The organism is Microbacterium sp. NPDC028030, assembly GCF_040637855.1.
GTDB lineage: Bacteria > Actinomycetota > Actinomycetes > Actinomycetales > Microbacteriaceae > Microbacterium.
The window spans coordinates 473,016-486,328 of the sequence record NZ_JBEZXF010000003.1; the positions used below are offsets into that span (position 1 = coordinate 473,016).

Sequence of the window (13,313 nt, forward strand, 5' to 3'; positions counted from 1 at the left end):
GCACGCGAGGAAGGAGGAGGATGTGTCGGGACGAAGGAGCACGCACATGAGGATCGCCATCGCAGGGGGAACCGGCGTCGTCGGACGCCGCACGGTCGAGGCCGTGCGCGCGGAGGGACACGACCCCGTCGTGCTCAGCCGCTCGCACGGCGTCGACCTGGTGACCGCCCGCGGCCTGGCGGCGGCTCTGGAGGGCGCGGACGCGGTGATCGACGTCGCGAGCATCGAGACGCTGAAGGCGAGCACCGCCATCGAGTTCTTCACGGCCGCGACGGGCAATCTGATCGCCGCGGCGGCGGACGCGGGTGTCGGGCACATCGTGCTGCTGTCGATCGTCGGCATCGACCGGATCCCCTACGACTACTACGCGGGCAAGATCGCCCAGGAGAAGCTCGTGCAGGCGTCGCCGGTGCCGTGGACGCTCCTGCGGGCGACGCAGTTCCACGAGTTCGCGGCGCAGATGTTCGCACGCGCGAAGCTCGGCCCCCTGCACATCGCACCCCGAGCACGCACGCAGCCCGTGGCAGCCGGCGAGGTCGGAGAGCGCCTGGCACAGCTCGCCTCCGGCGGTGCGCAGGGACGGGTGCGCGACCTCGCCGGACCGCGCGAGGAGCAGCTCGCCGACATGGTGCGCGCCTTCGCACGCCGCACCGGATACCGCGGCTGGGTCCCGGCTGTCAGCGTGCCGGGACCCCAGATGTCGGGCATGCGATCGGGGAAGGCGCTCCCCGATCGGGATGCCGATCTCGGCCGGCAGACCTTCGACGAGTGGCTCAGCGCGCAGTGAATCGCTCGGCCCCGTCGTCAGCACAGCCTCCACGGAGGACGAGAATGGAGGGGTGAGCCTCTTCGCCTTCGCCCCGTCTCGCGGCCGCAGATGGCCGCTCGCAACGCAGGCGGCGCTGGGCATCAGCGTCCCCATCGCCGTGATGACGCTCGCCGGCCAGCCGGCGCTGGGGTACATCGCGGCCAGCGGTGCGTTCACCGTGCTGTTCCTGGGCTCGGCCGCGGTCATCGATCGCGCCCGCGCCTTGCCGGTGGTCGCAGCCGGGCTCGTGCTCAGCGCGACGGCGGGAGTTCTGGTCGCCGGGAACGCGCTGCTCGTCAGCATCGGCGTCGTGATCGTCGCAGTCGCATCCGCCGCACTCGCCTTCGGGTTCCGGCTCGGCCCGCCGGGGCCGCTGTTCTTCGTGCTCGTGTTCGGCCTGTCCGCGCACGTCGTGGCCTCGTCCGCGATCGCGCGTCTCACCTACATCACGGCTCTCGCAGCGGGGTGCGTGTTCTCGTATCTGCTCGCCGTCGCGCCTCTCGTGCTCCCTCGGTCCAGGGCTGCGGCTCCGCGACCGCTCCGCGAGCTGCTCCCCGGTCCCGCGCTGTCGCCGGGCTCCCGGGTCCTCGTGATGCGCGTCGCCATCGTGGCGGTGCTCGGAGTGCTGCTCGGTCTGGTGATCGACCCCGCGCGCACCTACTGGATCGTCGGGTCGGCCGTCGCGGTCGTCGGTGTCGCGGCTGCCCGTCGCGCCGCCTTCGAGCGGGGACTGCACCGCATGCTCGGCACGATCGTCGGCGCCGGGCTGTACGCGCTGCTGGTGCTCTCGCACCCGTCCGGACTGTGGCTCGCGCTGCTGCTCGGCGCGCTGCAGTTCACGATCGAGCTCGTCGTGGTGCGTCACTACGCGCTGGCTCTGGTCTTCATCACCCCGCTCGTGCTCCTGCTCACGGGCGCCGCGACGGGCGATGTGGGGTCGATGGACGTGGCCTGGGAACGGATCGTGGACACGGTCGTCGGCGCCGCACTCGGAGCGGCCTCGGGACTCCTGCATCCTCGCGCCGCGCCGAAGACGACCTGAGCGGGGTGACGGCGGGGGGAACAGGTGGCCCCGGTCCGCGGTTGCACCCGAGGAGGCAGGCCGACCGGGTCGGGAGGAGACCGCATGGAGCTGACACTCGTGTCCTCCTCGTTCTGCGGCGCCTGCGCGCGGACGAGAGCCGTGCTCGGCGACGCGGCGCGCTACCTCCCGGATGCGGTGGTCTCGGAGATCGACATCGCGCAAGAGCCGGACCTCGCGGAGGAGCTCGACATCCGCTTCACGCCGACCGTGATCATCCGCGACGCCTCGGGAACGGAAGTCTTCCGCGCCGAGGGCGTTCCGACGGTGCCGCAGGTGCTCACAGCGGCCGTGCGCGCCCTCCCGGAGTGACGGAGACGCCCCTCTTGCGAGGCGGCCGAACGCGGCGCAGACTGAGCGTCAACGGTGCCGGCCGTGACACCTTTCCGTCCGACTTGGAGATCCTCATGCCCGCTCTCAACCCGTACCTCTCGTTCCGCACGGAAGCCCGCCAGGCGATGGAGTTCTACCAGAGCGTGCTCGGCGGCGACCTCGACCTCAGCGTGTTCGGGGACTTCCCCGACATGGTGCAGGACCCGAGTCAGAGCGAGCTCATCATGCACGCGCAGCTGAACACGCCGGACGGACTCGTGCTGATGGCCTCCGACACCCCCGACGGCATGACGTACGAGAAGCCCCAGGGCATCTCGGTGTCACTGAGCGGCAACACGCAAGCGCGCACCCAGGAGGTCTGGGACCGCCTCTCGGACGGCGCCACGATCACGATGCCCCTGGACACCCCGCCGTGGGGCGGCACGTTCGGGATGCTCGTCGACCGCTTCGGCATCGCCTGGATGCTGCACGGTGACCCGGAGTGACGCTCAGCCGGGCAGCACGGCCCGGCACGCCAGGTGCAGCGCGAGTCGCGCCTCCGGATCGCTCATGTCGATGCCGAGCAGCTCCTGCACGCGCCGGATCCGCACGGCCACGGTGTTGCGGTGCAGGCCGAGCGCGGCCGCGGTCGCGGCGATGCCCGATTCGTGGTCGAGGTAGGACGACAGCGTCGTGAGGAGCTCCCCTCCACCTTCCCGCAGGGGAGCGAGAAGGGATTGCGCCGCCGGGACGAAGGTGTCGTTCCCCGTCCAGGCGAGCAGGAGCTGTTCCAGCCCGAGGCTGTCGACCCGCACGAACCAGCCGGTGGCCGACCTCGCGGCGGCGATCCGGGCGGCGTCGCCGGCCTCGTCGAGCGTGCCGGCCAGACCCTCGGAGCCGCTCTGCAGCGAGCCGACGCCCGTAGCGACGGCGAAGTCCCGCAACGCACTGAGGTGCAGCTCGCGCAGGGCGGCCACCGACCGTTCGACCCGGTCGGGTCCCGGCGCCTCCCGGAACGACAGCCAGCCGCTGATGCCGCGCCCCGCCGTGGTGGCGTGCGCTTCGGCATCGATCGCGCTCAGACCGGCGCTGATCGAACGCAGGAGCGAGAACGGGTCGACCCGTCCGCGTGCCACCATCCGGAACCCGATGTGGTGACCGTCGGTGCGCCAGCCCCGTTCCACCATGCGTCGTTCGACGTCGGCGTCGGCGGCTCCGCGGAGATCGACGAAGTCCCTGAGCAGGCCTGACGACGCGGCGACATCGTTGACCGCGGCGATCTCGTCGATCAGGATGCGTGCAGCGACCGCCGGCATCGCGACCTCGGCGGCGACCGAGAGGGACTGCAGCTGCGACTCGCCGAGTCCTCGTCCGAACAGCACCAGCCGCAGTCCGGTGCGCCCCGGGCTGTCGACGCGCACCGAGGCTGCCGCGGACTCACCGGCTCTGGCGCCGTCGATCCAGGAGTCGAAGCGGATCGCGGCGTGCAGCGCCGTGTCCAGATGCGCCCCCGCCTCGCGCAGCACACCCGCGGCATCGATGAGAGCGACGCCGATGCCCAGGTTCGCGGCGAGGTGCCCCAGGAGATCGCCGAGGTCGTCGGCGGCGTACTCGAAAGACTGAGCGATCTTCCGCACCCGGTTGAGCGTCAGCGCGTCGCGTGCCTCGATGAGCATCCAGCAGGCCCTCGCCAGCTGGACGGGGCGTGCGACGTCGAGCAGGCAGAGCCCAATGCGGTCGGCGAGCCGGAACGAGCCCGCATCGATCCCCGCCGCTCCGGGGAGCGCGAGCCCCGTGTAGCCGCGATCGCGCACGCGGCGCAGCATCGCGTCCTGCTGCCAGGTCGTCGACGGCGCACTGCCGGTGAGGATCGCGAGGCGGCCGTCGCCGTCGTCGGGGAGATCGGCCTCCGTCGCTTCCACCGAGACCGCGTCCCAGCTCGTCGACGGCCCGGCGACATGACGCACTCCGCCGTTCTCGCCCTCGGCCAGCAGCGCGCTCAGAGGCAGGCTCTCATTCATGCGGCATCCAGATCCTGGAGCCCGTACGCGGAGGGCACCACACGGGCGAGGCGGTCGGCTCTGGCGTTCCACCACTCCGGGGCGGGCAGACCCAGGACGGCGACGTGGCGCGCGAGCCCCAGATCCGTGACCTCCAGGATCTCCCGCGACACGGCATCGACGACGACGATGATGGTCGGCGCCGATGCCACGAGCAGGCCGTCGCTCAGCACCGCCAGTGTCTCCGACCGCGTGATGACCCGATGGATCGCACCGCTGCGCCCGGCGATCTCCACCGCGTTCACATGCGGGTCGGCGGGAGACGTGCTGATGGAGACGATGCGCCCCTCGGCGAGGAGTTCGCCGCCGAGGGTCTCCGCCAGGACGGGCAACGGCGACGACGCCGCGGCCTGGAACGACCGACCGAGCCGCAACGCCCTCGCGAGATGGCCCTCCATGGCGTGCTCGTGGAGGTCGCTGACCGTGAAGCCGGCGAGGACGGCGCCGCCCACCCCGCCGGCCTGCACGATGGCGGAGCGCACGACGCGTTCGGCGTCGATCGCTCTGGTGGCCTCCACGAGTGCGACTCCGTCGGCACCGGTCTCACACGCGAACACGAGTCCCGGCACGCGATCGACGAACAACGACATCTGGTCGAGACCGGGCACGGCGCGGCCGGTGCAGTCCGCGTCGACGACCGTGTGCGTACCGGCGAGAGTGAGCGGCGAGAGCCCGTTCATCCCGCCGCCCTCCAGCGAGCACACCGCGGGCACCGGGTGTCCGAGCCATCGCTCGACCGCCGCCAGAAGCGACGCGAACGGCGCCGCTCCCGGCATCCGTTCGCCCAGCAGCATGGTGGAGCCGACGAAGGCGACTCCCAGACACGGCGTCGAGGGGTCGAGCGACGATGCGTCGGCGACCTCGATCGGCCACTCGTCGGACGCGCCGAGCATCAGCTCGAGCATGGTGGTCGATCCTCCGCCGCCCGATCCGAGGAGCGCGTAGCCGCGCGCGAGGGCCCCGAGGTCGTCGCGCACCAGCTTCATGGAGACCAGCCTATGGCGCGGCCAGCTCTTCGACGGGGGCGAACTCCTCCGTGAGGCCGAACGCCGACGGACCGAACGCGGCGAGCGCCTCGGGAGTGCGCATCATGTCCGGTGTGGAGATGCCGAGCACCCGCACGCGCTGTCCGTAGCGCAGCCCCTCCGTGGTGATCGGCTCGGCCGTCTCGTGGTCGACCATGCAGATCAGATCCGGCACGATCGCGACGAGCACGCCGGATCGACGCGCGATCAGGTTCTCGTTCTGGAAGGCGATCTCGAACACGTCGCCCTCCTCGGCGCCCAGCGGAGCGATGACCGCCCTGCCCTTCGCGAAGCCTTCGGTCGTGCGGCGTTCCACGTCGACGACCTTGCCGACGCAGAGCTCCCGCAGGTGCGGGTAGAGCGTCGTGGACAGGGTCTCGGCGATCGCGTCGAAGGGCGAGCGGTGCCCCTCGCGCGCGAGCCGGATGGCCCGGCCGAGAGCCAGCGCCATCGAGATGGTGCGCGGCACCGCAGTGCGGCGGACATCCGCTCCGCTCATCGCGTATTCGGCGATGTGGCCGACGCCGCCGAGCCGGATCGTGATGCCTCGGGCGAGCCATTCCATCTGCCGATCGTCGTCGCCGGTGTCGATCACGACCTGCTCTCCACGCTCCCCGGCCAGCGCCAGCGGCGAGCCGTGCACACCGTAGACGGCGAAGGTCTCCATCGAGAGCTCGGGGAATGCGCGCCCCATGCCGTCGGCGTCCACGACGGGCAGTCCGGTCTCCGCCGCCACGATCAGCGGGATCATCGAGTTGATCCCGCCGCACTCGATCGGCATGGTGGCATCCGCCTTCCGCCCGAGGTGCTCCTCGAGCGTGCGCAGAGCGAGGGTGGGCTCCGTGCCTGCAGGGATCTTCTCGACCATCACGGTCGGCGCGCCCATCTGCGCCGTGGGGATCACGAACAGGTCGTCTGCGAGGTCATCCGGGTCGAGGATCGTGATGCTGCCCTCACCCAGCACGCGCTCGACGAGCATCTTGCCGATGTAGGGGTCCCCTCCGCCGCCGGTTCCGAGCAGCGTGGCGCCACGAGCGAGGTCGGGCAGGTCGGCGGCGGTGAGCTGCCAGCTCATGCCGCCGTCCCTTCCATGGCGCTCCCGGCCGAGATGCTGCCGTCGAACCGGTGCGCCGGGATGTCGTAGCCGAAGTAGCCGGGGCCGACCATCGCGAGGGCCGCATCGGAGTGCCAGCGCTCATCGGCCGGAGCCGCGATCACGCGCACCCGCTGTCCATACCGCAGCCCCTCCGTGGTGACGGGCTCGCCCGACTCGCCGTCGAGCACCATGATGAGGTCGGGAGTCGTCGCGAGCACCTCGCCGTCGGCCTCGGCCACCAGGTGCTCGTTCTGGAACTGGAGGGTCAGGGATGCGCCGCCGTCCCCGTCGATGCGCGCACGTCCACGGGCGAAGCCGGTCGTCGTGGCACGGTTCACGTCGGCGACCTTGCCGCCGAACAGCTCCCGGCCGCCCAGCAGCTCGACCACGGCGGAGACCGGGTCGGTCTTCTCGTCGCGGGCGACGGCGATCCGCTGACCGATCTCGATGCACCGCGACAGCGAGCCGGCGACGAGCGACTCCCGCGCCGCCGCGCCCGACATCGAGAACCCGGAGATCATGACCGAGCAGCCCATCTCGACGCAGGCCACGCGGGCGATGCGCTCCGTCCAGGAGTTGTCGGCGGTCTGCAGCACGCCGGTGTTGCCCTTCTCGTCACTGAACGCGAGGGGCGACGCGGTCACGCCGTACAGGGTCGGCAGCACCATCTGCAGCTCGGGGAACGCGCGGCCCATGCCGTCCGCATCCACGAGCGGGAGACCGAGCGCGGCCGCGGCGGCGATGGGGATGGTGGAGTTGACGCCGCCGACCTCGGCACAGGCGATGTGCGTCACGGGGCGGCCGAGATGGATGCCCAGCGCCTTGACCGGTTCGATGACCTCGGCCAGGCTCGGCAGCTTCTCGACCATGACGGTGGGCGCGCCCATCATCGCGACGAACAGCACGAGGGCGTCGTCCGGTACTTCGTCGAGGCCCACGACGGTGACGTCACCGGCGGACAAGGCCTGACGGGCGAGGAGCGCGCCGATGTAGGGGTCGCCGCCGCCGCCGGTGCCGAGCACTGCGGCGCCGCGGGCGAGTCCGTCGATGTGGGCGGGGGTGATGGTCCAGCTCATGTCACGCCCCCATGTCGAGGTCGCCGACCGCCTTGACGCGGATGCGTGTGGCGTTGCCGGGCAGGTACGGGATGGGCACCTCGTCGAAGTCGATGATCGACACGGTGGACGGCTTGGCCCCCGCGGCGATGGCCTTGTCGACGGCCTCGCCGCGCACCTCCGCGAGAGTCTCCTCACGGCGCCCTGGCTCGATCGCGTACACCTTGTCGATCTCGCCGCCGACCTGGGCGATCGAGGCGCCGATGGCGTTCGCGACCGCGTAGTTCTCCGGACGGTGCACGGTGCCGAACAGAGGCAGCTCGTCCGGCAGGAGGATCGAGCCGCCGCCCACCGCGACCACGGCGATCGGGTCGGGCGACGTGCGCATCCGGTCGACCGCCTCGGAGACACGCTCCGCGATGCGGGCGAGCACGCGCGCCACGAACGCGGGGTCGAGGTGCGCGACCCTGCTCGGGTCCCCCACCTGCGCGCGGCCGGCAGCGACCGCGATGTCGGTCGCGGTCAGCGTGGAACCCCCGAACACCAGGGCTTCGGTCGTGAGCTTGTACCCGACCGACGCGGGTCCGACCTCTGCGGTCTCCTCGTCGACGATGCTGCCTCCGCCGATGCCGAGCGAGAGCACGTCGGGCATCCGGAAGTTGGTGCGGATGCCGGCGACCTTGACCTCGTTCGCCGTCTCCCGCGGGAAGCCGTTGATGAGCAGCCCGATGTCGGCCGTGGTGCCGCCGACGTCGATCACGGCGCAGTCGTCGAGGCCGCTCGTGGCCGCGGCACCGCGCATCGAGTTCGTCGGCCCCGAGGCGAAGGTGGCGACCGGGTAGCGGCGCACGTACTCCTCGTCCATGAGCGTGCCGTCGTTCTGGCTGAGGAAGATCGGCGCCTCGATGCCCTGGGCACGCACGGCCGAGGTCAGCCCGTCGACGATCTCGGAGGCGAGCTCACGAAGCGCGGCGTTGATGATGGTCGCGTTCTCGCGCTCCAGCAGGCCGATCCTTCCGATCTCGTGCGAGAGCGAGATCGCGGCGTCCTCCCCCAGGACCTCGGCGACGATCTCGGCCGCCCGCACCTCGAGGTCGTGGTTGACCGGGCTGAAGACCGAGGAGATGGCGACGGAGCGGATGCCGTGCGCCTTCATGTCCTCCGCGTGCGCGCGGATCTCGTCGGGGTCGAGGGGCGAGATGGGACGCCCGTCGAACTCGTAGCCGCCGTGCGCGAGGTAGCTGCGCGCCTGCGTGGCCGCGACCAGCACCTCGGGCCAGTCGATCAGCGGCGGCAGCGCCCGCGTGGCCGGGAGCCCGAGCCGGAGAGCCGCCACGGGGGCGAGTCGGCTCGCCTGCACGAGCGCGTTGATGAAGTGCGTCGTGCCGATCATGACGGCATCGATGTCGGCGCCCTCGAAGGAGTGCCCCGCGCGCAGATCCTCGATCGCCTGGACGATGCCGCTCGTGACGTCAGGGGTCGTCGAGTGCTTCACCCCGGCCAGGGTGCGCGTGCCGTCCATGAGGACGGCGTCGGTGTTGGTGCCGCCGACGTCGATGCCGATGTGCATGATTCTCGCTTTCGTGGAGGTGGTTCTGTTCCTGGCGGTCTGCTCAGACCGCAGCGGGGGCGCTGTCGGCCTGATTCGCCTGCCGGGTGGTAGCGACGCCGACGCCGCGCACCCAGCCGAGCTTGCCCGCGACGATGTAGAGCACCATGGAGAGGAAGAGGCTGAGCAGCGACGGGATGCCCCAGGTCACGAAGTACCCGACCAGTGCGGAGACGAGCCACACGATGATGGTCGCCGGGACGATGCGGGGGGCCGTGGCGGGCAGCGTGCCGGCTTCGCGGGTGGCGTCGAGCTCGGGACGCCAGCGGCGCACCACGTAGTATTCGGCGACCATGATGCCGGCGATGGGCGGGAACGCGACGCTCAGCACGACCAGGAACTCGGTGAACTGTCCGAGGATGCCGACGGCTGCGAGCACGGAGCCGACCACGCCCAGCACGATGGTCGTGGTGACGCGGTGCAGGTTCTTGCCGAAGGCGGTGGAGATGAAGTTCACCAGGCCCAGGGTCGAGGAGTACAGGTTCCAGTCGTTGATCTTCAGCGTGCCGGTGAGCACGATGAACAGGCCGATGAAACCGACCGACGAGGTCACGATCGCGACGATGTCGCCAGTAGCGGCAGCGTGGGCGAGGAGCACTCCGGCGAGGCCGATCACGAACTCGCCGAGCGAGACACCCAGCACGGTCTGCTTGACGACGTCGGCGCGCGAACGGTTGAAGCGGGTCATGTCGCCGGTGATGATCGCGCCGACGATGAGACCACCCGCGACGATGCCGGTTCCGGCCCAGACGCTCATGGTGGGTCCCGGCGCCGGGCCGGTGAGGAGCTCGCCGATGTCGTGGCGGGTGAGTTCGGAGATCACGGACCAGCCCACCAGGATCAGGAACAGGGGGACGGTGATGTTCGCGAGCCACTGCATCCCGACGAAGCCGAACGCCACGATCGCGGTGACGGCGAGGCCGAAGATGAGGCTCCACGCCCAGACCGGCAGCGCTCCGGGCATCAGGGCGTCGAGCGACTGCGCGGAGATGGCGGACTGGATGCCGAACCATCCGATCAGGCTGATGCCGATCGCGAGGCCGACCAGGGAGGCGCCGATCTCGCCGAATCCGGTCCATCGGGCCAGGAGTGCGGTGTTGAGGCCCTCGCGCTGTCCGATGAAGCCGACGACGCACATGATCACCTCGAGGATGAGCGAGCCGAACAGGAAGGCGAGGACGGCCTCGCCGAAAGTCATGCTGTAACCGAGGGTCGCGCCGAGGAGGAACTGCGAGAGGGCCGAGACCTGTCCGAATCGCTGAACGGCGATTCCGAACCAGGGCTTGCGAGCCTCGGGCGTCACTCGGGAGAGCGCGAAGTCGTCTGCGTGCGCCGTGCGTGCCATGAGGATCCTTCGGGAGGAGGGGGTAACGGGTTGTGGCCACAGTAGCCAGCCTGTTCTTCCCTCGAAATGTGCATTGCGCACCAGGATCGTCCACCTGTGTGCAGGTCGCACATCCCGGGCACCCCCTCGCAGCCTCGATCCGACGCAGAGACCCCCTGTCGCCGGCGAGGCGTCAGGGGGTCTGTGCGGGAACCGGGATCTCGACCCGGCGCGGATCAGTGCAGGGCGTTCGCGGCGATGAACGCCCGGAGCGCCTCCGCGTCATCCGCCATCTCGGTCACGTGCTGCGGAGCGTCGAGCATCGCCTGCAGTTCCGGCGAGTAGCCGAGCTCGACGCCGATCGCCTCGTGGATGGTCTCGGCGAACTTCTCGGGCTTCGCGGTCTCGAGCACGAGCATGGGCACACCGGGCTCGACGTACTCGCGCGCGACCTTCACGCCGTCGGCGGTGTGCGGATCGATGACCTCCCCCGTGGCCTCGTACACGGCGCGGATCGTCGCGAGGCGGTCGGCGTGGGTCGAGGTGCCGCTCACGATGCCGAACTCCTCGACGAAGCGCTCGCGGTCCGCGGAGAAGTCGAAGTACCCCTGCGCCTCCAGGTCGTCCCAGGCACCCACGACGCGGGCGGGGTCGCGGCCGACCAGCTCGAAGATGAACCGCTCGAGATTCGACGCCTTCGAGATGTCCATCGAGGGGCTCGAGGTCGCGAGCGTCTGCGCGGCGCTGCGGGGACGGTAGATGCCGGTGCGGAAGAACTCGTCCAGCACGTTGTTCTCGTTCGCGGCGAGCACGAGCCGACGGATCGGCAGCCCCATCTGCTTCGCGAAGAACCCGGAGAGGATGTTGCCGAAGTTGCCGGAGGGCACCGTGAACGACAGCTCGGTCCAGCCGCCCGCGTCGGTCGCGCGCAGCCACGCCCAGAAGTAGTAGACGGTCTGCGCGGTGATGCGGGCGAGGTTGATGGAGTTCACCGCACCCAGGTGCTGAGCACGCTTGAAGTCGAGGTCTCCCGCAAGCTTCTTCACGAGGTTCTGGCAGTCGTCGAACACGCCCTCGACCGCGATGTTGTGCACGTTCGCGTCGTCGAGCGAGAACATCTGCGCACGCTGGAATGCGCTCATGCGACCCTGCGGCGACAGCATGAACACGGCGACGCGCTCCTTGCCGCGCAGGGCGTGCTCGGCGGCCGAACCCGTGTCGCCAGAGGTGGCTCCGAGGATGTTGAGGACCGCGTCGTCGCGCTCCAGCGTGTACTCGAGCACCTGACCGAGGAACTGCATCGCCATGTCCTTGAACGCCAGCGTCGGCCCCTCGGAGAGTCCGACGAGCGTCAGGTCGTCGTCGATCGCGCGCAGCGGCACGACACCGTCGGGAAAGTCGGCGTAGGCGGCATCCGTCATCCGCGCCAGGTCGGCGCGAGGGATGTCAGTGGCGAACAGCGCGAGCACCTCGGTCGCGAGCTGCGGATACGTCAGCGCACGCCAGCGCTCGAGCGTCTCGCCGTCGACGGTCGGCATGACCTCCGGCACCGCCAGTCCGCCGTCGGGCGCGAGGCCCTCCAGAAGCGTCTCGCTGAACGACTGCGGCTGCATGCCGCCGCGGGTGGAGATGAACGGCACGGTGGCTCCTCGGCTCGGTACTCGGCTCGTCCATTCTCGCAGGGTGTTCCGGGTCGAGATGACGGATGACGCGGCCCCGCTCAGAAGAGGACGTGGGCAGTGCGCCTTCGTGTTCCAGCAACCAGCGCTTGGTCTCGAGCCCGTGCCCCTCATCGCCGCCCGAGTATCCGCCCAGCCCGTCGCCGGCGACGACCCGGACGAGGGTGTCGGTAACATGTAAGACGCCAAGTTGGGCGCGACGTCGCGGAAAGTGGCCACGCGGGTCGAAAACGGATCAAGGAAAAAGCACATGTCTTCCGGAATCACACCCGCCCACCTCGTCGTCACGATCATCGTGGTCGTCGCCGTCATCGCGCTCATCGGTTACCTGATCGCGCGCATCAAAGGCAGCAGACGAAACGACTAGTTGTCGATCTATGAGAGAAAGCGAACATGCACAAACTCGACGACCTCCGTACCGGATATGGATTCCCACGTTTCACATTCCGGCCCGGATGTCCTCGTGGCTCTCGACTACCAGTCACCTCCCCGCGGCGTCACCCGCGTGAGATCTGATGCCAGAGGGCGGCCCAGTGCTCGGGGTGCAGATCGCGCGGAAGCCGACGATCGGCCGCTCCCGCCATCGCCACCACGCTCCGTGCACGCCGAGCCGGGATGCCGGCGGCAGCGGCCAGCACCGCGGGGAGCGTGCCGCCCCTCCCGGTGAACATCGCCCGGACGAAGGCCTCGTACTCCCGTCGATCGGATGCCCGTACCAGCGGTGAGCCCCGACGTGTGATCGCCAGGATGCCGCCGTCCACGCTCGGCTGCGGCGAGAAGCCCCACGCCGGGACCCGGCCCTCCACCGAGAACGCGAACCACGGCGCCGACTGCGCGGTCATCATGGTCCCTCCGCCGACACCGGCTCTCTTGCGGGCGACCTCCCACTGGGTCAGCAGCACGGCCTCGCTCCACCGACCGTGCGAGAGCAGTCGCCGCAGGATCGGGGTCGTGACGTGGAACGGGATGTTGCCGACCACGACGTCGGCGTCGAGCGGGTGGCGCGTCGCGTCTGCGACCTCGACCTGCACGCTCGGCAGGGCTCTGCGCAGCCGACGCACGCGGTGCTCGTCGATGTCGATCGCGGCGAGAGGTCGATCGAGGGCCGCGAGCCTGCGGGTGAGCGCCCCGTCACCGCACCCGAGTTCGAGGATCGCCCCCGACGTGCGGTCGACGAGGGAGGTGATGCGGGCGAGAGTCGGACGGTGGGTGAGGAAGTTCTGGCCGAGTTCGTGACGGCCGCCATGGATTGAACGAGGCATGA

Annotated in this window: 12 protein-coding genes; 4 read left to right on the plus strand and 8 right to left on the minus strand. The window is 70.2% G+C overall.

Annotation, left to right across the window (positions count from 1 at the left end):
* The first annotated feature begins 46 nt into the window (after positions 1-46).
* The 4 genes from AB0E56_RS16765 (at position 47) to AB0E56_RS16780 (ending at position 2,707) form a co-directional block, all read left to right on the plus strand.
* On the plus strand, positions 47-787 hold the full coding sequence (locus tag AB0E56_RS16765) for an SDR family oxidoreductase (RefSeq protein WP_359800890.1): 741 nt from the start codon (positions 47-49) through the stop codon (positions 785-787).
* A gap of 52 nt (positions 788-839) precedes the next feature.
* A complete protein-coding gene (locus tag AB0E56_RS16770) occupies positions 840-1,850 on the plus strand; it encodes an FUSC family protein (protein WP_359800891.1) in 1,011 nt (336 codons plus the stop codon).
* Between the two features lie 84 nt (positions 1,851-1,934).
* On the plus strand, positions 1,935-2,201 hold the full coding sequence (locus AB0E56_RS16775) for a thioredoxin family protein (RefSeq protein ID WP_359800894.1): 267 nt from the start codon (positions 1,935-1,937) through the stop codon (positions 2,199-2,201).
* A 95-nt stretch (positions 2,202-2,296) separates the two neighbouring features.
* Complete coding sequence (locus AB0E56_RS16780) at positions 2,297-2,707, plus strand: VOC family protein (RefSeq protein ID WP_359800897.1); 411 nt, start codon at positions 2,297-2,299, stop codon at positions 2,705-2,707.
* Positions 2,708-2,710: 3 nt separating this feature from the next.
* Here AB0E56_RS16780 and AB0E56_RS16785 read toward each other — a convergent pair whose 3' ends face one another.
* The 8 genes from AB0E56_RS16785 to erm all read right to left on the minus strand — a co-directional run bounded on the left by AB0E56_RS16785 (position 2,711) and on the right by erm (position 13,311).
* Positions 2,711-4,222 carry a helix-turn-helix domain-containing protein gene (locus tag AB0E56_RS16785; protein ID WP_359800900.1) on the minus strand — a complete coding sequence of 504 codons (1,512 nt, stop codon included), beginning with the start codon at positions 4,220-4,222 and terminating at the stop codon, positions 2,711-2,713.
* Positions 4,219-5,247 carry a DUF917 family protein gene (locus AB0E56_RS16790; protein ID WP_359800903.1) on the minus strand — a complete coding sequence of 343 codons (1,029 nt, stop codon included), beginning with the start codon at positions 5,245-5,247 and terminating at the stop codon, positions 4,219-4,221. Before AB0E56_RS16790 ends, AB0E56_RS16785 begins: the two co-directional genes overlap by 4 nt.
* Positions 5,248-5,257: 10 nt before the next feature.
* On the minus strand, positions 5,258-6,361 hold the full coding sequence (locus AB0E56_RS16795) for a DUF917 domain-containing protein (RefSeq protein WP_359800905.1): 1,104 nt from the start codon (positions 6,359-6,361) through the stop codon (positions 5,258-5,260).
* On the minus strand, positions 6,358-7,458 hold the full coding sequence (locus AB0E56_RS16800; RefSeq protein ID WP_359800907.1) for a DUF917 domain-containing protein: 1,101 nt from the start codon (positions 7,456-7,458) through the stop codon (positions 6,358-6,360). The genes AB0E56_RS16795 and AB0E56_RS16800 overlap by 4 nt, the downstream gene beginning before the upstream one ends.
* 1 nt (position 7,459) lies before the next feature.
* Positions 7,460-9,007 (minus strand): hydantoinase/oxoprolinase family protein, encoded by a 1,548-nt coding sequence (locus AB0E56_RS16805; protein WP_359800910.1) that lies wholly within the window; start codon positions 9,005-9,007, stop codon positions 7,460-7,462.
* Between the two features lie 43 nt (positions 9,008-9,050).
* Positions 9,051-10,391 carry a cytosine permease gene (locus AB0E56_RS16810; RefSeq protein ID WP_359800911.1) on the minus strand — a complete coding sequence of 447 codons (1,341 nt, stop codon included), beginning with the start codon at positions 10,389-10,391 and terminating at the stop codon, positions 9,051-9,053.
* 215 nt (positions 10,392-10,606) lie between these two features.
* Positions 10,607-12,010, minus strand: a complete 1,404-nt coding sequence (gene thrC / locus AB0E56_RS16815) for a threonine synthase (RefSeq protein ID WP_359800913.1) — start codon at positions 12,008-12,010, stop codon at positions 10,607-10,609.
* Positions 12,011-12,546: 536 nt separating this feature from the next.
* Positions 12,547-13,311 (minus strand): 23S ribosomal RNA methyltransferase Erm, encoded by a 765-nt coding sequence (erm, locus tag AB0E56_RS16820; protein WP_359800915.1) that lies wholly within the window; start codon positions 13,309-13,311, stop codon positions 12,547-12,549.
* Positions 13,312-13,313 lie beyond the last annotated feature (2 nt).